The 20,198-nt window shown below is 44.8% G+C and carries 14 protein-coding genes and 1 pseudogene; 7 read left to right on the forward strand and 8 right to left on the reverse strand.

The annotated features are described in order from the left end of the window. Positions 1-43: 43 nt before the first annotated feature. From BLS28_RS28040 to BLS28_RS28055, 4 genes are all read left to right on the forward strand, one after another. Complete coding sequence (locus BLS28_RS28040) at positions 44-1,393, forward strand: alpha-L-fucosidase (RefSeq protein WP_091175580.1); 1,350 nt, start codon at positions 44-46, stop codon at positions 1,391-1,393. Positions 1,394-1,824: 431 nt separating this feature from the next. Next, the gene (locus tag BLS28_RS28045) at positions 1,825-3,009 is read left to right on the forward strand and encodes an alginate lyase family protein (protein WP_091175583.1); all 1,185 of its coding nucleotides are present in this window, start codon (positions 1,825-1,827) and stop codon (positions 3,007-3,009) included. 176 nt (positions 3,010-3,185) lie between these two features. Continuing rightward, positions 3,186-4,703, forward strand: coding sequence for a cryptochrome/photolyase family protein (locus tag BLS28_RS28050; RefSeq protein WP_091175586.1), 1,518 nt, complete (start codon positions 3,186-3,188; stop codon positions 4,701-4,703). Beyond that, a complete protein-coding gene (locus BLS28_RS28055; RefSeq protein WP_091175589.1) occupies positions 4,704-4,934 on the forward strand; it encodes a carboxymuconolactone decarboxylase family protein in 231 nt (76 codons plus the stop codon). It abuts the gene before it with no gap. A gap of 75 nt (positions 4,935-5,009) precedes the next feature. Here the strand turns inward: BLS28_RS28055 and BLS28_RS28060 are convergent, their stop codons facing one another. The 5 genes from BLS28_RS28060 to uxuA all read right to left on the reverse strand — a co-directional run bounded on the left by BLS28_RS28060 (position 5,010) and on the right by uxuA (position 12,257). Next, complete coding sequence (locus BLS28_RS28060; protein ID WP_091175592.1) at positions 5,010-6,638, reverse strand: GH35 family beta-galactosidase; 1,629 nt, start codon at positions 6,636-6,638, stop codon at positions 5,010-5,012. A gap of 31 nt (positions 6,639-6,669) precedes the next feature. Next, the gene (locus BLS28_RS28065) at positions 6,670-7,506 is read right to left on the reverse strand and encodes an alpha/beta hydrolase (protein WP_091175595.1); all 837 of its coding nucleotides are present in this window, start codon (positions 7,504-7,506) and stop codon (positions 6,670-6,672) included. A 10-nt stretch (positions 7,507-7,516) separates the two neighbouring features. Next, entirely contained in the window at positions 7,517-8,629 is a 1,113-nt protein-coding gene (locus tag BLS28_RS28070; RefSeq protein WP_091175597.1) for a glycoside hydrolase family 43 protein, read from the reverse strand. Positions 8,630-8,652: 23 nt separating this feature from the next. Continuing rightward, positions 8,653-10,785 (reverse strand): alpha-glucuronidase family glycosyl hydrolase, encoded by a 2,133-nt coding sequence (locus BLS28_RS28075; RefSeq protein WP_256337564.1) that lies wholly within the window; start codon positions 10,783-10,785, stop codon positions 8,653-8,655. Positions 10,786-11,048: 263 nt separating this feature from the next. After that, positions 11,049-12,257 carry a mannonate dehydratase gene (gene uxuA, locus BLS28_RS28080; protein ID WP_091175601.1) on the reverse strand — a complete coding sequence of 403 codons (1,209 nt, stop codon included), beginning with the start codon at positions 12,255-12,257 and terminating at the stop codon, positions 11,049-11,051. Between the two features lie 158 nt (positions 12,258-12,415). Between uxuA and BLS28_RS28085 the strand changes: the two genes are divergently transcribed. Next, positions 12,416-13,444: a LacI family DNA-binding transcriptional regulator gene (locus BLS28_RS28085; protein WP_091175604.1), complete on the forward strand. Its 1,029-nt coding sequence runs from the start codon at positions 12,416-12,418 to the stop codon at positions 13,442-13,444. Between the two features lie 12 nt (positions 13,445-13,456). Next, a complete protein-coding gene (locus BLS28_RS28090; protein ID WP_091175606.1) occupies positions 13,457-14,203 on the forward strand; it encodes an SDR family NAD(P)-dependent oxidoreductase in 747 nt (248 codons plus the stop codon). A gap of 27 nt (positions 14,204-14,230) precedes the next feature. Here BLS28_RS28090 and BLS28_RS28095 read toward each other — a convergent pair whose 3' ends face one another. Then, positions 14,231-15,754: a glucuronyl esterase domain-containing protein gene (locus tag BLS28_RS28095; RefSeq protein WP_091175609.1), complete on the reverse strand. Its 1,524-nt coding sequence runs from the start codon at positions 15,752-15,754 to the stop codon at positions 14,231-14,233. Positions 15,755-15,781: 27 nt separating this feature from the next. Further along, positions 15,782-17,710, reverse strand: a complete 1,929-nt coding sequence (locus BLS28_RS28100) for a sialate O-acetylesterase (RefSeq protein ID WP_091175611.1) — start codon at positions 17,708-17,710, stop codon at positions 15,782-15,784. 194 nt (positions 17,711-17,904) lie between these two features. On the opposite strand from BLS28_RS28100, the gene BLS28_RS28105 reads away from it, so the two are divergent. After that, positions 17,905-19,734, forward strand: coding sequence for an ABC transporter ATP-binding protein (locus tag BLS28_RS28105; RefSeq protein WP_091175614.1), 1,830 nt, complete (start codon positions 17,905-17,907; stop codon positions 19,732-19,734). A 137-nt stretch (positions 19,735-19,871) separates the two neighbouring features. Here the strand turns inward: BLS28_RS28105 and BLS28_RS28110 are convergent. Next, positions 19,872-20,198 (reverse strand): annotated as a pseudogene (locus BLS28_RS28110) (hypothetical protein); the annotation flags it as partial.

Below are 20,198 nucleotides of genomic sequence, written 5' to 3' on the forward strand. Positions count from 1 at the left end.
AAAGTATGATATAGATTTATAAAATCAATAATTACTTTTGAAAATGAGAAGAAATCTATCACACCTTTTCATGGTATTTTATACCATGCTATACACCGGTTACGCACAAGCGCAACACCGTGTAAATCCTGATGAGATCAAAGAAAAAATGCAATGGTTTGCCAATGGTAAGCTGGGCATATTTATTCATTATGGCATTTATTCTGTAAAGGGGATAGATGAAAGCTGGAGTTTTCATAACAAAAAGATCAGCTACCCGGATTATATGAACCAGCTAAAAGGCTTTACGGCAAATCAATACAAACCGGATGAGCTGGCAGAGCTGATTAAAGAAAGCGGTGCCCGCTATGCGGTAATGACTACTAAGCACCATGATGGTGTAGCTTTATGGAACAGCAAATATGGCTCGCTGAATGTGGTGAAAAAGACACCTGCCAAAAAAGATTTGTTAAAACCATTATATGATGCCCTGCGTGCGCGTGGTATAAAAGCAGGAGCATACTTTTCACTTATTGATTGGAGCCATGCAGACTATCCCGGCTTTTTGAAAGACAGCAGCCGGTACAAGGTTGATGCGCAGCCGGCAAAATGGGCCAAATATTTAACCTTTATGAACGGTCAGCTGGATGAACTGGCCAAACAATACAACCCCGATCTTTGGTGGTTTGATGGTGATTGGGAACACAGCGCCGATGAATGGAAAGCATCAGCCATCAGACAAAAACTGTTAAGCTACAATCCCAACGCGATCATAAACGGGCGCCTGCAGGGATTCGGTGATTATGATACCCCTGAGCAAAACTTCCCGGTATCACGGCCTAATTACAAATGGTGGGAACTTTGCATGACTATCAATGACAACTGGGGCTATCAACCACAGGACACGAATTTTAAAACCCCTTATGAGATCATCAGCATTTTTACTGATGCCGTAAGCTACGGTGGAAATTTACTACTGGATATTGGCCCTAAGGGCGATGGCAGTATCCCTTCGCAAGAAGTGAACATGCTTAAAGAACTGGGTGCATGGAACAAGAAAAACGGCGAAGGTGTTTTTAATACGGTAGCCGGTATGCCACAAGGGCATTACTATGGTGCAAGTACCCTGTCAAAAGACTCAACAACTGTATACTTGTTTGTTCCGGCTAAAACAAGCGCACCGGTATTGGTGAAAGGTTTAAAAAACAGCATCAAAAAAATAACCGTTCTCGGCAGCGAAACACCGTTAAACTATAAAATCGTCGGCAAAATTTCATGGAGTGCGGTACCGGGCTTATTGTATATCCCAATTCCCGAAAGCCAGCAGGATAAATACATGTCGGTAATAAAAATTGAGCTTAACGGCAAGCTTGACCTTTATCGTGGCAAAGGAGGATTTCTCACCAATGAATAACGGGAAAGCTAAAGGCTGGAGGCCGATAGCTATACTGCCAGCACAACTCCTACTTTCATGATATCAGTTTACCAAAGCCTGCAATCAATTGCAGGCTTTGGTTTTTATGTTGATCTCTACTCTTAATCGGGCTCCAACCCGCCATTTATTATGCGGATAAACCGTATCAGGGAAAAAAAATTTAATTTTTTTTCCCATTAAAACAGCTCCCCCAATCACGAAGTACTATTGCGAATCAAGCGTATCGAAATAATTACATCTTGCTTTTAATCAATACTTTACAATAATTTTGTTTCATCAAACCAATTATCTGGCATCTTCTTAAAACAACGGTATAACCTAATTCAAGGCAATAGCGCGCCTCGGTAACGTTAAGCTCTTTGTTTTATAAGCTATGCCGGTGAAACCAATTGCAAACTAAAAACCAATTTATGAACAACAAACCAAAAACTACCTTTGCAACTCTATTGGGCCTGGCCCTTTTTGTGGCGTTATTTTTTACTTATTGCACTAAAAAACAAGTCTCGCCGGCGGCGGCAAGCAATGATGCTACCGCACGGGCATTAAAAACCCAGGCTACCGGCTTTACCCATCCCGGCATCCTCAACACGAAGCAAACGCTTGATTATGTGGGGCAGCAAGCCAATTCAAATGATGCCAACCGGCTTGCGGCTTACCAGTTTGTACTAAACTATTGCAACAACCACAGCCCCAGCGGCGCCTACAAAGCCACTGTACAGGTTGCCGGCGGAGTTACCACACCCGATGAAATTGCTTTTAAAGGCGATGCCCTGCTGAGCTATGCCCTGGCGCTGCGCTGGGCTAAAACCGGTAACGCGGCATATGCTACTACTGTAAAACAAATACTCGATGGCTGGGCCAATAGTTTTCAGAATTTCAGCGTAACCGGCTCACAACCAAACCAGGCTTCGCTTGAGGCTTCGTGGGCTGCGCCTACCTTCGCCGCGGCTGCCGAAATTATCAAATACTATATTCCGGCCGGTGGTGTTGGCGGCGGCTGGACCACGGCCGAAAACACCCAGTTTGTAAACTTTCTGAACAACATGAAAGATAATTACATCAATAACGTGCCCAACTTTAACAACAACTGGAACGTATCTGCCGGATATGCAAAAATGGCTATCGGTGTGTTTGAAGATAGCCAAACTGTATACCAAAACGGCATTACTGTTGTAAAAACTGTATTGCCCAATGTAATTGCATCAGATGGCTCGATGGACGGCGAGATCTGCGGCTCGCACAATGATTATGTGCATTACCAGTACTCTCTTACCGGTTTAAGCTATGCGGCAAACATCGCAGGTATACAGGGGGATTTGTCAATTTACTCGGCCAGCAGCAGTCGCCTGTTAACCGGGTTTAATTACCAATACAAGCTGATGCACGGCACCGTGTCGCCGCCATGCTCACCTAACGGTAATGTAAACAACCCTATCTGGCCGGGAATTGAAGTGGCTAATCGTCATTACGGCACTACCGAAACCAGTTACATCGCCAGCAATTATGTATGCGACAGTAACGGCCTGCCCAATGGCGATATCGGTTTTCTATGCTGGACAAACTATACGCATAACAACGTGCCAACTACTTTTTAACAAAGTATTCGCTTAATAAAAATTCTATCCCGGCTGCTCCGTTTATGACTGACCTCATTTAACGGAGCGGCTTTTTAGCGACGAATTCAAAAAGAGCTTACAAGAATATCAAGGCATTATAAAAATGAATAATGACAATTTGAAACATATTTGGCCTTGTACCTATTATCCATTAGATGCAACAGAACAGCATAACACTTATATTCCCACATCAGTTATTCAAACACAATCCCCAGATAACCCAATTAAGACCGGCTTATTTGGTGGAGGAAATACTGTTTTTCAATCAATATAGTTTTAATAAAAAAAAGCTGGTACTTCACCGGGCGTCGATGAAGTTTTATGCGCATCATCTTGCCAGCCAAAATATTGCGGTTAACTATATTGGTGCTCAGGATCCACTTGCCGATGTTCGCCGGCTGATTACTTCATTAGCCAAAAAGGGCATCAAAAACATTTATTACACCGATACCGCCGATAACTGGCTCGAAAGCAGATTAAACAAGGCCTGTGTTGAGAATGAGATCCAGCTCATCAAACATCGAAGTCCCAATTTTCTTAATAGTCCTCACGAGGTTGCCGATTTCTTTGACAAAAAGAAAACCTACTTCCAAACCGATTTTTACATAAGCCAGCGCCGACAGCGAAATATTTTGCTCGAACCAGATGGAACACCCATTGGTGGTAAATGGACCTATGATAGTGAAAACCGGCTCAGGTTTCCGAAGAATGAGGTAGTGCCTCTGCTGAACATATCGCCGGAAAACGATTATCTGAAAGAAGCCCGGCTGTATGTAGATACCCATTTCGCCGATAATTATGGTAACACCACATCGCCGTTTGGCAACCTGGGCGGTTTTTATCCAACTACCCATGAGGAAGCAGAGCACTGGCTGGATGATTTCTTGCAACAACGCTTTCGGGATTTTGGTATTTACGAAGATGCTATGGTGGCAAACGAAAGTTTTTTATATCATTCGGTGCTAAGCCCTACGCTCAACATTGGCCTGCTTAATCCGCAACAGGTTATTGATAAAGCCCTTGATGTGGCCGCAGATATGGATATTCCGCTAAACTCTTTAGAAGGATTTGTAAGGCAGATAATGGGCTGGCGCGAATTTATCCATATTGTATATGAGCGCGAAGGAACCAGGCAGCGCACTAAAAACTACTGGGGATTTAAACGCCGCATTCCTCATTCGTTTTGGAAAGGCAATACAGGCATTCACCCCGTCGACGTTGTGATAAAAAAGGTGCTGGCTACCGGGTATACCCATCACATTGAGCGCCTGATGGTGATGGGTAATTTTTTTTTGCTGTGCGAATTTCATCCCGACGATGTGTATCAGTGGTTTATGGAAATGTATATAGATGCCTATGATTGGGTTATGGTGCCCAATACCTACGGTATGACCCAATTTGCCGATGGCGGTCTTATGATGACCAAGCCCTACATCAGCGGCAGCAACTATTTGCTAAAAATGGGCGACTGGAAAAAAGGCGATTGGCAAGATACCTGGGATGGCCTGTTTTGGCGTTTCATTCATGTACACCGCAATTTCTTTTCACAAAACCCGCGTTTGGGCATGCTGGTGAAAACTTTTGATAAAATGCCCGCCGAAAAACGAAGAATACATTTAAATAATGCGGAACAATTTCTCGAAAACCTTGACAAACATGCAGTCCGGATATAATTGAACCTCTCATTTTTTAGATCCCTACATTCGTTAATACTATCGAAAGACCGGGCGATACTGGCGCTTACGGAAGAAGTTACGTTAATCAGTAACCAACTAAAAGATGAAACATATCAACAGGCGGCCAAAGTACTGGAAGAAAAATATCTGGCACAGGTTATCTTAGCTATTATAACCATTAACGCCTGGAACAGGATCGGCATTACAACCAATTTGATGCCCGCATAACATTAGTTGAGTGCTTAAAGGCTCTAAACCGCGGAAGGTGCTTAAAAAACATTTTCCTCGGTTTTTAACCTCTGATCATTTATAATTATAAAGCTTAATACGCTGTATCCCGTATTCCCCTACGGGGATTCTCAAATGTCTTCCCTGGTGATCCTCATCCCCGTTTAAACGACGCCCGGGTTGCCATTTGCCGTTTACAAATACCCCTTCATCCACCTGCAAAATACCAGCACGCTCCCCATCTTTAACAGATTTAAAGCTGATCACCAACCCTGTCCCCCCTACATAAAACTCATCATTACCTAAAGCAATGATAATTCCTCCGGTTAATGGCCAGCTTGCATCTTTAGCTTTTGGCGACCAGCCCAGGGTTAAATCATGCGAAACTATCAGGATATAATCACCCATTTGCAACCGAACCGTATCTGCATCCTTGCTTAACAGTACGCCATCTATAGTCCCCTTATGTTTGGCTTTACTGATTTCACCGGCTAACTGCTGAATGATACTGTAAGATTGGCCAAGCGGCTCACCTGCCGTTTTGTTATCTGTTTCGATAGAAAAGGGTGAAAAACCCAGCGCCTTGTAATGCCCAATGGCATAAAAAGCTTTCGCATCTACCCCATCTTCAAAACGATGTTCGGGGATAAACAACGCGTTATCAGGCCGCGTATAACGGTCATTCCAATACTTAAAATTTGGATTGTAAAAATCAGGCGATAGAAAGTCAATATCCGGTGCTGCCGCTTTCCAGATATCAATTAAATGCGGCAAGGGGCCTGCGGAAGGGTATTGTCCCGGCTTTTTACCTGGAGCGTTAAGGGCTGCGTTCACATACATCGGCAGCGGGTAAACGGCCTTACCTGCTTTAGCCACAGCGTTAGCGTATCCGGCAAAGTACCAGACCATAAACAGCTCGTCGGTAGCCGGGCTTTTGCCAAAAACTGATTCCCAGTTACCTGAAGTTTTATTCCCTCCATCCTGCCATATTTTTTGCATCTCGGGTACAAGCTTGTCTTTGTGCGAATTTAACCAGGAGATTAGCTTTGTCGGGACTGGCCGGTTAAAAGCTTCATCGGCCAGTTTCGAATGATCGCGGGCATCCGGCAGCATGCCTATTTCGTTTTCAACCTGTACCATTATCACAGTGTGAAACTTACTATCAGTTTCTTTAATATGCCTCATCAGCGAACTGAATGCTTTGCTATCGGCAAGTAAAGCCTCTTTGGAAAACGGCGTAATAATCTCTTCGGGGCCGCCGGTACTATTTGCCACACGCGGAAAATGTTTTTGATTGGTTTTAACCCAGCCCGGCGAATAACAACTCATACTGTTTTTCCAGGTACCAAACCAAAGCAACACCAGTTTCATATGATGTTGCCGGGCACTTTTTATCAGGTAATCAACCAGCGTAAAATTAAATTTACCCTCCTGTGGTTCCAATAACTCCCAATAAACCGGTGCAATCACGGTATTGAGGTGCATTTTTTGCAGTTTAGGCCAAATCGGGTTCATGTAGGGCGTGCTTGAGGCACTTGAGTTTCCTAACTCCCCACCTGTCATTAAATAGGGCGCTCCATCTACCAATAATTCTGTATTACTACCATAATATTTTACTTGTGGTATGCCCTGCGACAGGCTTTGCGATTTAACCTTAAACAATATCAAACAACAAAAAACAAATATTAATACCGGTGACTTCATAGCTATTTATTTTGATGTAAATAGAACCCTGTTATTTGCTCGCATATGCCCATGCCAAAGCCTTGAGCATAGTAACAGGTTTGCCTGATAAATGGGTAACATCCTCAATAATGATATGCTTAAAAACAAGGTTTTCATAATGACGGCTATCCAATAACGCCACCAGCTGTTTGTTAGGCACAACCTGTCCATGTGTTTCCAGTCCGCCTACTTCAATAAAAACATTTACAGGCAGGCTTTTATGTTTGGCAGCATATTGCTTTTCAGTTTCAAATACAGCTCCATTACCATAACCCAATGCAGGGCTGCCTATCAGGATATTTTTAAACAGCGTTGGCTTTTCAAACAAGGTATAAGTGGCAAACAGGCCCCCCATCGAATATCCGTACAGAGTACGGTTTGCAGGATCGGCCTTTAAACCGGCATCTATCGCTGGGATCAATTCCTTCTCAATAAAAGCAAGGAATGCCGGCGCACCACCGCTTTCGGCCACATTGGGAAATGCAACCGGTGTGAAATCACGGTTACGTTTGTTGCCGGGCGTACCAATCAGGCCGCCATCGCCAATAGCCACCAATATAGGTTCGGGAATATGATATTCGGCCATCAATAGTCCCAAATACTCCAGCGACGGTGAAAAGTCGTTATCACCATCAACCACATACAATACCGGAAATTTTTGTTTGGCGGTATCATAACCGGCCGGGTAATGAATATAAATATCATAATCATTACCGGCCAGTTTAGAGTGCATTTGTCGGTGTTCGGAGTTAGGGATAATAACTGGCTTAACCTGCTGCGCAAAACCACGCGCCCCCAGCAAATCAAGCAATAGCAATAACAGAGTTAAAGCTTTAAGGATTTTCATATCGATGAGATTACAAAAACGGATCGATCAGCTTGATAGAACCATCGGCATTATGCTGCAGTTCGGTTACCTTCACGTTGCGCAGGTGTGTTTTGCCCGATAGCTGGGTATCGTGGTAAAATATGTACCATTTGCCTTTTATTTCGATGATGGAATGGTGGGTTGTCCAGCCCTCTACTGGTTTCATAAATACGCCCTTATAAGTAAATGGCCCAAGCGGACTATCACCTATCGCATAGCAAAGCAAATGCGTATCGCCGGTTGAATAGGTAAAGTAATATTTACCGTTGTACTTATGCATCCATGAGCCCTCAAAAAAGCGGCGGTCATGATCTTTGGTCAACAGAGGTTTGCCAAGGCTGTCTAAAATAACAGCATCTTTTACAGCACCGTCAAAAGTTTTCATATCTGATTTAAGCAAAGCTACCTTACAGCTTATGGCTGGGGCATCTTCCTGTTTCGAATCGGTCTTTGATCCATCTGCCTCGTATTTACCGGAGATCCAGCGCTGAAGCTGACCACCCCAGATTCCACCGAAATACATGTAGGTTTTACCATCGGTATCCGTAAAAACGGCAGGGTCAATACTGTAACTTCCTGCTATTGGTTCAGGTTCGGCTTTGAACGGGCCTGCCGGGTTGGCAGAAGTTGCCACGCCGATATGGAACACATCTTTTTTATCTTTTACCGGGAAGTACAGGTAATAAGTACCGCTTTTAAAAGCTGCATCAGGCGCCCACAGCTGCCGACCAGCCCAGGGGATATCCTTGATATCAAGTGCCACACCATTATCTGTAACCTTGCCGCCAATGCTATCCATCGACAGGATGTGATAATCTTTCATGGCAAAATGGTCGCCGTTATCATTTTCGGGGATGCCCGCATCGATATCATGCGATGGATAGATATAAATTTTGCCGTTAAATACATGGGCCGATGGGTCCGCTGTGTAAATGGAACTGATGAGCGGCTCGGAAAGATATTTTACTTTTTTGCCGATATCTGTTTTTGTACTATCGCCTGCATTAGCTGTCTTTTTTGTTGATGAGTCACATGCACTCAAAATGCATAAGGATGCAAAAAGTGCGGGAACTAATTTTGCTGTGGTAAATTGCTTGCTCATTGACGTTTGGTTTATGGTGGTGATTAATTGGTCATGTAGTTATTGCCTCCTATGCCCGGCACATAATAAAACTTCATTTTTTTATAATAATCCAGCTGGTGCTGCGGCTTGGGGTAGATAGCCGGGACAGGCATTTTTGAAAATGTTTGGAAATATAAAACACAGGCATCGCGCCAGGTTGTAGCCTCATTTAACTGAACCTGCATTAATTGTTTTACCTCTGTAAAGCGTTCGGCATCTATCCTGCCCTGCATTTTATCCCAGGTAAGCCCCATTTGCTTAACAGAATCAGCCCCTACATAGTAATGATGAACGAGCTCATCCCACAATGACCTGCCCGAGCGCATTTTATAAGTCCAGCTTAAATGATGAAACCACAACAGGTATTCATCAGGGCAGGTTTGCAGGTTTTCCCACTGTGCCTTAACTTCAGGTGCATATTGCAAGAGTGCATCGCTGCCCGTACCTGTACGGTTAAAGCCTATCCCCGCCGAATCGGCTTTATGGTAATAAGTGGCATTCCAATCAGGACGACCGGCATTATCAACCCAGGGACCGGGGCCATAATGAGTTGATACCCCCATAATATGGTGCAGCCCGAGCGGCGTCATGTAATTAACTGTATTTTCCCTCGATTGCAGCATGAAGTTTTTTACCGGCGACACAAAGCTATCGTCATTACTAAAAGTCATTTTGAGCCAGTCGGCGGCAATTACACCTGGAGACTGGTCAGGGTTCCAGGCCATGCGACCGAAGGCATACCAGTTAGCCTGAGCAAAGGGATGACCGCACCAGTTTAAATCAGTGCCAATATTAGCCACGCCCGCCATGCCGGTTATCAGTTTTTTGTTAAAATCACCCTTGATCACCCGCGCAACGGTTGAACCTATGCCATGTGTATAAGTATCTGATTGCAGGCATTCGGCAAACAAAGGCGCTTCATAAACCAAATGGGTTGAAAAGCCAAGATATTCCTGGGTAAGCTGGAACTCCATCATCAGCGGGGTATTGGGCATAGCCCCAAACAATGGGTGAAATGGCTCTCTTGGCTGAAAATCTATCGGACCATTTTTTACCTGGATGATCACATTATCCCTAAACTTTCCATCAAAAGGTTTAAATTCATTATAGGCCTGCTTAAAGCGATCGTCGGGTACCTTATTATCATAAACAAAGGCACGCCACATCACTATGCCATGATGAGGAGCTAAAGCATCGGCCAGCATATTTGCTCCATCGGCATGGGTACGGCCATAGCTTTGCGGACCGGGCTGTCCCTCCGAATTAGCCTTCACTAAAAATCCGCCGAAATCTGGAATGTAGCGATAAATTTCATCAGCCTTATCGGCCCACCATTTTTTTACCGCGGGATCAAGCGGATCAGCAGTTTTTAGGCTTCCAAGCTCAACCGGGCTGCTGAATTTTACCGACAGGTAAATCCTGATACCATATGTTCTGAATACATTGGCCAAAGCCTGCACTTTTAACAAATATTGGGGCGAAAGGATCAGGGCATCTGCATTTACATTGTTTACAACTGAGCCATTGATCCCTACCGAAGCATTGGCCCGCGCATAATCAATATAACGTTGGTCAACCACACCTGGCAGCTTGTGCCAGTTCCAGATGGATGAGCCCGCGTAGCCCCGCTCCACGGTACGGTTCAGGTTATCCCAGTGATCCAGTACCCGGTACATCATCCTTGGGTGATCTGAAAGATCCAGTTTATTAATAGATTGATTGGTTTGGATCAGCTTTAAAAAATTAAAAACACCGTACATAACCCCTGCATCGGTGTTGGCCGTTATGATGATACATTTCTTTTGATTGACAAGGGCAGTTTTGATAAGATACCCTTCGCTGCCGATGCTATCGGGGGCAGTTATCGAAAAAGCCTTTAGTGATCGCGGCGTACCTATTATAATAGTTTGCCCATTGGTTGTCCTTTTAGTATCTCGTGGCTTTAGGGCCAACATTCCATCAAGGCCAGTTAAGAGCTCGGTCCTTGCAGCTTTAAGCTGGTCAGACTGTGCCGGGAAGATCATGTTTTGCAACTGTTGCCTGTAAATGTTTGCCAGTTGCTTGTTGCTCACCTTATTATATTCAAGCCATAATTTATAGCCGTCGTCTGCATATGCTTTATTTATCGCTGCCATGAAAAGCAGTACCAGTAAACACCTGTTTGTTAATGAATATTTGGCCATGACGTTATTAATTCCAGCTTTATAAACCCATCGGCGGTCTATAAAAAAACACAATTAATCTGTTGAAAAACTTATGAATGAAATGGGTTAAGCTCCCGCTTCATTTAGTATGGTTTATAAAGTTTTAGTTTTATGCAATCGATTGCAAGATAAAAACTTTTATGACTTTTAACAATAGGAATTTAATTATTGATTCCTTATTTAAGCTACCTTATTTATTGCAGCTCTTGCTGGTCGTACAGTATGCGTTTAAGCCCCATCTCCAACCCACGTAACTCGGCCAGGCCCTTTAACCTGCCAATTACTGAATAGCCGGGATAGGTATCATAATTAAAGTCATCAAGTAGTTTATGCCCGTGATCAGGTCGCATGGGGATAGCCATATCACTCCGGCCTGCATTTTTACGGGCTATCTGTTCATTGATAATGGCTTTCATCACGGCATACATATCAACACTGCCTGTTAAATGATCGGCCTCATAAAAGCTGCCATCCGACTGCCGGGCCACGTTGCGCAGGTGTAAAAAGTGGATCTTATCACCCAGGCGGCTTATAATTTCAGGAAGATCATTTTTGCCCGATGCACCTAACGAGCCGGTACAAAGCGTGATACCATTGGCAACTGAAGGATAACTATTTACAATATCAGTAAGATCATTTAAGGACGATGCTACACGGGGCAGCCCCAGGATAGGAAACGGGGGATCATCAGGGTGGATACACATTTTAATGCCCAGTTTTTCGGCATATGGGATTATAGCCCGTAAAAAATAAAACAGATTTCCCTTTAATGCTTGCGCGTCTACCTCACTGTATTTGTTAAGGTGTTCTTTAAACTCCGCAATGGTAAAAACCTCATCCGTACCGGGTAAGCCGGCCAATATTGTATTGGTTAACAGCGTTCTGTCTTCGTCACTCAGCCCATCGAGGTAATGCTTTGCGGCTGCCTGTTGTTCCGTGGTAAATTCGTTAAAGGCATTCTCCCGTTCTAAAATATACAAGTCAAAGGCTGCTAAAGCCGGAGCGTTGTAAAGCAAGGCCGAAGCACCGTTTGCTAATCGATAATCAAGATGCGTGCGGGTCCAATCCAATACGGGCATAAAATTGTAACACACCGTAAAGACTCCCTCCGACGCTAAATTTTGCAGTGTTTGGATATAATTATCAATGTAGCGGTCACGTTCCGCACTACCCATTTTGATACTTTCATGAATATTCACACTTTCTACAGCAGTCCAGTTAAAGCCTGCGCTTTCAATTACCGCTTTCCGCTGCCTGATTTCTTCACGATCCCAAACGTCCCCGCAAGGTATATGATGAAGCGCGGTAACTATCCCGCCTGCTCCCGTTTGTTTTATTGCGCTTAAAGTTACCGGGTCGCCGGGGCCAAACCACCTGAAAGTTTGTTTTAAATCTGGTACCATATTATTTAAAAACGAATTGCTATCAACGCGATAAATTTATGCAATCGATTGCATAAATTTTAAATAATCTGTAATAATTTTATACTTTTATCCCTGAACAATCTGGCTGCGGTTATTATCGAACCTGCAACATTGTTTATATATTTTAGATTGACTATATGTCGGACAGCGGAAAAGAGATAACCATATATGACATTGCCGAAAAATTAAAGGTTTCGGCAGCTACGGTTAGCCGTGCGCTCAAAGATCACCCGCGGGTTAATAAAAATACCAAAAAGAAGATTATCAAGGCAGCCGAAGAAATGGGTTACCGCTCCAATTCGTTCGCCAGCAATTTACGCCGTAAAAACAGCAACATCATCGGCGTTATTGTGCCACGGCTCAACAGCAGTTTCATGTCGGATGTTATTGCAGGCATCGAAAAAGTGGTGAACGACAATAACTACAACCTCATCATCAGTCAGTCGTTAGAAACGATGAAGAAAGAGATCAGCAACGCCAGGGCCATGCTGAATAACCGGGTTGACGGCCTGTTGGTTTCATTAGCTTATGATACCACCAGCATTGAGCATTTTGAACCTTTTATCAAACGCAATATCCCGGTGCTTTTCTTCGACAGGATTTTTGAGCACGAGCAGTATCCGCAAATCTATATCGATAACTTCAAAGCCGCTTATGAGGTAACTAAGCACCTGCTTGAACAGGGCTGCAAACGGATAGTACATATTACCGGAAATCAATTGCGCAATGTTTACGCCGAACGCCTGCGCGGGTATAAAAAAGCTCTTGAAGAACACCAAATTGATTTTGATGGGCAATTGGTGATCATCAACGACCTGAGCGCTAAAGAAGCTGCGGTAGCGGCAGAAACCATTTTACAAATGGATCCTCTGCCCGATGGCATATTTACAGTTAATGATGTCAGTGCCGTTAGCTGTATCCAGGTACTGAAAAAGGCAGGCATCAAAATTCCCGAACAGATAGCAGTTGCGGGCTTCAATAATGACCCGGCAGCCTGTGTGATTGAGCCCAATCTCACTACAGTAAATTATAAAGGCTATGAAATGGGTGAGGTTGCCGCCAATATGCTTATCAATCATTTGGCAAACAGGCAGGATCTGCAACAAACGCATAGCCTCATCCTCAGATCGGAATTGATAGTACGTGAATCCTCCAAAAGAAAATAACTTAAAAAATCCATGAACTCAAAGACCAAACTTGCTATCGTAACCGGCGGTGCCTCGGGCCTTGGCCTTGCTACCACCAAAAAATTCACAGAGGAGGGTATCAAAACCATTATCATAGGCCGCGACGAGGCAAAACTTATTGCGGCAGTAACACAGCTTGGCGATCTTTGCAGTTACAGGCAATATGATCTGAGTGATACCACCGGTATACCGCAACTGATAGCAGAAATTGAAGATGAATTTGGCGCACCTGATATTTTGGTTAATAATGCCGGCATTAACCATAAAAAAGCTTTCGCCGAGGTAACCGATGAAGAGTTCGCCAGAGTGATCCAAACCAATCTTACTTCGGTATTTGCGATAAGCCGTGAGGTAGTAAAAATCATGTTGAAAGCTGGCAGTGGGAGCATAATTAACATCAGTTCGATGGCTGCACAATACGGCATACCGTATGTTATTGCCTATACCGCATCTAAAACCGCCATCGAAGGCATGACAAAAGCCATGGCTACCGAGCTTTCGCCGCAAGGCATCAGGGTTAACTGCGTTGCTCCGGGCTTTATAGCCACAGATATGTCGGCAAAGGCGCTGGATAATGATCCTGCCCGCAAGCAAAAAGTGATGGGCCGTACCCCAATGGGCAAATTAGGTGAACCTGCCGATGTGGCCGAAGCCGTTTATTATTTGGCGACAGATGCTGCCAAATACGTAACCGGGGTTGTTTTACAGGTTGATGGGGGTAATTCGATTGGGTTTTAATAAATTCGGCATGACTTGAAGGAGACCTCATTTCCCGCTTCCTTCTTTACCATAATGCATCAACTTATTGGCCCAGGCAATAAAGTATTTTACGTTTGGCGCGTCGGTATGCCCACCATCATGCTGACGCCAGGCAAGTTCGCCATCAAGCGGCCCTGTATTAACGGGTGGCATTTTTTCGGTTTTGTAATCGTTTGAAACGCCGAGGTCCTTTGCGCCGAGCAGTTTAAATACAGAACCCGCAGCTACAGTTGCCATATAGCTTCCCTGCTGATCAAGCCATTTGGCATCGCCCTGTTCCGGCACGCCATAGCTTATAAAAGTAAACCGCGGGGCACACAAGGCAATCAGCTCATGTGCATCTACTGGAAGGTCTTTCGCGGTTTTAGCACCGAATACGGCATCCGATGCACCATATTTCATAAAGTTACCGGCCATCCAATAATATTCGCCACCGGTAAGACTTTCAACCGCTTCTCCAAAGTTCCGGCGATGCAACTTGGCCCCTCCCTCACCCGACGAACCTATCAACCCCATGGCAAACCTTTGTTCAAAAGCAAGTGTTACCAGTGCTGCCTTTCCATAGCGGGAAACACCTTCAATACCTACATGTCTGGAGTCAACAGCCCGCTCAGTTTCCAGGTAATCCAACGCGCGTGCCGCTCCCCATGACCAGGCACGTAAAGCGCCCCAATCCTCCGGCTTACGGGGCTGGCCTTTATTCACCAAACCGATGATTCCTTTGGTTAAACCTTCGCCATTATCTGCCTGAATAGACGACGGATCTATAAGTACATACCCCCATCCATTGGCAATTAGTTGCGTGGCAGTCGGAGGGTCGCCTTTCATCACTGGAAAACCACCGGGACCAAAGGGAGATTGTTCGGCAATAGGATTATAAGCGGGATATTGCTCAAAAGTAGTTTTAAACTCGGGATGTTCTTTTAAAAGAAGTTCTTTCAATGCAGCATTGATTTTTTCCACATCAGCAGCCGGGGGCTGCGCCGGCGCCGGTAGCGCGCTCCGACCAAACATCATCAGTACAGGTACAGGTCCTTTGGCATTTGCGGGGAGTGTTAAGGTCATTTCGATATTGACGTTGATAAGCGGATAAGCCGTATTATCAACATGGCCTATCAGTTGTTTGGCAATCACCGGATAAAAGCCAACCCGCTCTTTATCGGTTATTTTAACCGTCCAGGTTACTTTGGGTACATTAGCAGGGATGCGGCCATAAACCTCACGCTCCATATCCTCCACAATTTCGGGGCGGCGCTGTTTCCACCACATTTCGGCTGTAGTTACCTTTTTACCATTCTTTAGCGTAAGGGCGTCAGGCAAATCAGGATAAGGGTTAGCCAGCGCTTCATCATAATTAGCATGATTAGGGGCCGATTCATCGCCGCTTGGCCCGTTACGCAAGGTTTTAATTCCTAATTGCGTCATCATATACTTATGGTCCTGGTCAGCAGTGAAATTTACCGGGGCCGGGGTTTGCGCTTTCGCAGCAATGGCCCATGTGAGTAAGAAAAAGAAGGCAGTACTTTTCATCGCTCCTGGTTGTAAGATGGTTTATGGTTATTGCAGTTTCCCGGTTTGAAACGGTGATGCCGGCAAGCCTTCTTTATTATACAGATTCGCGCCATCCGGGTTATCGGCCCAGGCATACCTTACGTAAAGCGGTGCAGGGATTTTATCACTCCAAACCAGTATCTTATCTCCTTTAATAAGGGCCTTTGCCCAAACAAACTTTTTGTCGGCCCCGGCTATCGCAAATTGTGATAGTTCTTCGCCATCCTCAGCAATAAGCCCCGCACCTGTATTTTTAAAAGCAATCTCAATCTTATTCCCCTCAATTTTAGCCGATTGGTAAATCGGCCCTGATGGTACTACGTTTACCTTGCCATAAACCACATTTTCGGCTACCCTGGCAAGCCTTTCTCCTACCTTTTTTTTATTAAGGGGATGAATATCGTTCCATTCGCCGGCATCAATGGTTACCGCCATACCAGTATTGGGCACTTCAAGGGCCTCAAGCTGACCGGCGCGTAATTGCGCCCAGTCGCTTTCTGTTGGCGAATATTGTACCTCGTTAAAGTTAGGAAGCTGTGCATATATAAAGGGAAGATTACCTTGTTGCCAGCGATTCCGCCAGTCGGCAATAAGAGCCTTTAACAAGGTTCCATATTCGGATGCGCGGCTGGAATTACTTTCGCCCTGGTACCAAACCATACCTTTAATGGTATAATTAATAACGGGCGCTACCATGGTGTTGTAAAGACCGGTAGGTTCATTCTGGGCCGAAAATTCCGGTTTCATCCTAACGGGTTCAAACACCTGCCCAACTTTGTATTGCCAATCGCCGCGAAGGTCGATGGTATCACCGGCTATCGCCAGATAGTATCGTTTATCAGGCACAAAACCGCCTTTGCCCGATGTATTGGTAATGCGTACCACAACAGTATTTTTACCCGGCTTTAATAATCCGGCAGGCAATGTATAGCGCCTTGGAGGGTATTGATAAGTAATGTTTCCTACCAACTTCCCATTGAAATAGGTTTGATCGGCATCCACTATCCTGCCTAAATACAACTTAGCAGTCTTGCCCTGTACCGATGCGGGCAGTGTGATTTCTTTCCTGAACCATACCACGCCATTCAATCCTTTTACTCCCTGATCGGCCCAGTAGCCCGGCAGCCAGAAACGGTGCCAGTTATGCGGCTGATAGGTGGTATCATACCATGGTTTAGGCTCATTTAAGCCTTTATCTGCGTCAAGCTGTTCTATTGGTTCCGGGTGCTTTTTCAATACACTATCCATAAATGCCGTATTGCTGAACCGGGCAATCCTGTTATGATATGATTGAATGTTCTTTAAGCCCTCGCTGCTGATCCAGGCCTCAATAGGCGTACCGCCCACACTTGAGTTGATGATACCTATAGGCACATGATATTTTTGATAAAGCTGTTTGGCAAAAAACCATGATGTGGCACCAAAACCTAAAACAGTTACAGAATCGGCTTTAACCCATTTACCAGGTAACAGATCTGAGTGTTGCCTGGTTACGTCAGACTCCGTTTTAACGAAAAAATTCCTGATCTGCGGATAATTGGCTTTTGCTATTTCATCAGGATATTTTTCCTTAACCCGCTCCATAGGCAAAACCATATTCGATTGCCCCGAACAAAACCATACATCGCCAATTAAAATGTCCCGGATAGTAATACGATTATTACCGGTGATTTCCATAGTATACGGCCCCCCGGCTTTCATTGGCTGAAGGGCAATTTTCCAGGAACCGCTTTCGTCAGTAACGGTGCGGTATGTTTTATGCTGAAAATTAACGGTGATCTTTTCGCTTGCATCGGCCCATCCCCAGATCTTTACTTTGGCATCGCGCTGTAATACCATGCCATCGGCAACCAGTTGCGGCAGGCGCACTATTCCATAACACGGTAATATTAAACAAGCGAACAGCGCGACAAGTAATAGCTTCACCGACCTCATAACTCCGAAATATTTATTGATGGTTTATTTGACTAAGTAACAAATAAAAAAAGATTTGTGCAATCGATTGCACAAATCTTTTTTCATTTTAATTTCTGATTAGTCAGTAAACGATCATAAATGTGTTCATAGTCCTGCAACGCAGTAGCAATGAACATTTTTTTGTTTAAAATCGCATTTATCAAAACCGGAAGATGGCTAAAACAAGAAATATCAAACCAGAACAAAAGATTTCGTTCAGAGAGCGTTTGTCGGCATTGAGCAATCTCCCGGATTTTTTCAGGCTGGTATGGCAAAGCAGTCCGGGTAAAACAACAGCAAGCTTTTTGTTACGTATTATACGTTCGGCCATGCCGGTTGCCTTGTTGTACGTAGGTAAGCTGATCATTGATCAGGTAGTATTGCTCAACCGCCACGGCGGAAGCCAGCATGAATTATGGAAACTGGTTATCATTGAATTTTTGCTGGCTGTGGCAACCGACGGCCTAAACCGGATGATCAGCCTGATGGACAATCTGTTGGGAGACCTTTTTGCCAACTATACCTCCATGCGCATCATGCGGCATGCGGCCACGCTGGACCTGGAGCAGTTTGAAGATTCTGTTTTTTATGATAAACTGGAGCGTGCCCGGCAGCAAACCGTTGGGCGTACCATACTTTTATCACAGGTAATGAGCCAGATCCAGGATTTTATATCAATTGCTTTCCTGCTTACCGGTTTGCTGACTTTGAACCCCTGGCTGATCCTGTTACTACTCATTTCAATCATCCCTTCGTTTCTGGGCGAAAGCTATTTCAACAGCCAGAATTACGCGCTCACCAGGAGCCAGACACCTGAACGACGAGAGCTGGATTATGTGCGCTACCTTGGCGCGAGCGATGAAACGGCAAAGGAAGTCAAGATCTTTGGCCTGTCTGATTTTATTATTAACCGCTTTAAAACCTTATCAGATAAATTTTATGCCGATAACAGCAAACTGGCCGTGAGGCGTTCGGCCTGGGGTACCTTCTTTTCTGTCTTAGGCAGTGTTGGCTACTATGCCGCGTATGGTTTTATTATTTATCAAACGGTTACGGGCAAGTCTTCTGTAGGTACGCTTACTTTCCTGGCGGGCTCATTCCGGCAGTTGAGCAGCCTGATGGAAAATTCGCTGAACCGGTTTACATCAGTTTCGCAGGGGGCTATATATCTCAATGATTTCCATGAGTTTTTTGAGATCAAACCAAAGATCAAAGTTGCCGATTCTCCTTTACCATTTCCAAACCCAATAAAGCAAGGGTTCACATTTGAGGACGTCGGTTTTAAATACAATAATGCCGAATCATGGGCCAACAGGCACCTGAACTTCACCCTGCACCCCGGCGAAAAAATTGCCCTTGTTGGCGAAAACGGTGCCGGCAAAACTACGCTTGTAAAGCTACTGGCCCGCTTATATGACCCAACAGAAGGGCGTATCCTGCTGGATGGCGCGGATTTGAGAGACTATGACATTGCCGATCTCCGGTTAAACCTGGGCATTATTTTCCAGGATTATATCCGTTACCAGATGAGCTTTTCGCAGAATATTGCGGTAGGAAACATTGATGAACAGGGCAATACCGAACTAATCCGTAAAGCTGCCCGGGAAAGCCTTGCGGACGCGCTTGAAGCCAAACTTCCGCTGGGATACGAGCAATGGCTGGGCAGGCGGTTTAACGAAGGTGTTGAATTATCGGGCGGCGAATGGCAGAAAGTTGCACTGGCAAGAGCCTATATGAAAGATGCACAGGTGCTCATCCTTGACGAGCCAACTGCAGCGCTCGATGCCCGGGCCGAGTACGAGGTATTTCAGCGTTTTTCGTCCTTAACCCAAGGTAAATCGGCGGTTCTTATCTCACACCGCTTTTCAACGGCAAGGCTCGCCGACCGGATCATCGTATTGGAAAAAGGCAAGATCCTTGAAGCCGGCACACACCAGGAACTTATGACTAACAACGGCCGTTACGCCGAATTATTTAGTTTGCAGGCGGCGGGGTATCAGTAAGGGATGATATTTAAGCAAACATCCTTTGGGCTTTGAAGAAGAAATGACAAAAGAGGCCTGTCAGTCTCAGCTTGTCGAAGACTCGCGCGCAGAGGCCCGCCCACGATGCTTCGAGTGCCTACCCATGACATAATAATTTAAGCAGGTACAAGTTCCCTATTTAATTCAAAGGCGAGTTTTTCTAATCGCCTTTGTTTCTGTTCCTTAATGATATTTTCATAGGCTTGCAGCCCTTTTTCCACAAAGTCGGCTCCTTTTACAATTAAACGCCAGTATTGAGCGGCCAGTTTTCTGGCCGTTGCTTTAATAGCTATTGCCGGACCTTTTCTGCCTCTTAATCTTCTTGCAAATGAACCCCAGCCGATATACTTGCTGTTCAATAATCCATGGGCCATTTGTTTGAATATTTGCCCAACGGCCGGTTTACCCTTACTTTTACTTTTGTTCTTTTTCCCTGAACGGTC

The sequence above is a fragment of the Mucilaginibacter gossypii genome (assembly GCF_900100945.1).
Taxonomy (GTDB): domain Bacteria; phylum Bacteroidota; class Bacteroidia; order Sphingobacteriales; family Sphingobacteriaceae; genus Mucilaginibacter; species Mucilaginibacter gossypii.

Bases quoted from the DNA above. Each gene is read 5' to 3' on its own strand.
- BLS28_RS28060 (WP_091175592.1), bottom strand. From the start codon at position 6,638: ATGAAGTCACCGGTATTAATATTTGTTTTTTGTTGTTTGATATTGTTT.
- uxuA (WP_091175601.1), bottom strand. From the start codon at position 12,257: ATGGTACCAGATTTAAAACAAACTTTCAGGTGGTTTGGCCCCGGCGAC.
- BLS28_RS28075 (WP_256337564.1), bottom strand. From the start codon at position 10,785: ATGGCAGCGATAAATAAAGCATATGCAGACGACGGCTATAAATTATGG.
- BLS28_RS28100 (WP_091175611.1), bottom strand. From the start codon at position 17,710: ATGAGGTCGGTGAAGCTATTACTTGTCGCGCTGTTCGCTTGTTTAATA.
- BLS28_RS28065 (WP_091175595.1), bottom strand. From the start codon at position 7,506: ATGAAAATCCTTAAAGCTTTAACTCTGTTATTGCTATTGCTTGATTTG.
- BLS28_RS28095 (WP_091175609.1), bottom strand. From the start codon at position 15,754: ATGAAAAGTACTGCCTTCTTTTTCTTACTCACATGGGCCATTGCTGCG.
- BLS28_RS28070 (WP_091175597.1), bottom strand. From the start codon at position 8,629: ATGAGCAAGCAATTTACCACAGCAAAATTAGTTCCCGCACTTTTTGCA.
- BLS28_RS28050 (WP_091175586.1), top strand. From the start codon at position 3,186: ATGCAACAGAACAGCATAACACTTATATTCCCACATCAGTTATTCAAA.
- BLS28_RS28085 (WP_091175604.1), top strand. From the start codon at position 12,416: ATGTCGGACAGCGGAAAAGAGATAACCATATATGACATTGCCGAAAAA.
- BLS28_RS28105 (WP_091175614.1), top strand. From the start codon at position 17,905: ATGGCTAAAACAAGAAATATCAAACCAGAACAAAAGATTTCGTTCAGA.
- BLS28_RS28090 (WP_091175606.1), top strand. From the start codon at position 13,457: ATGAACTCAAAGACCAAACTTGCTATCGTAACCGGCGGTGCCTCGGGC.
- BLS28_RS28045 (WP_091175583.1), top strand. From the start codon at position 1,825: ATGAACAACAAACCAAAAACTACCTTTGCAACTCTATTGGGCCTGGCC.
- BLS28_RS28040 (WP_091175580.1), top strand. From the start codon at position 44: ATGAGAAGAAATCTATCACACCTTTTCATGGTATTTTATACCATGCTA.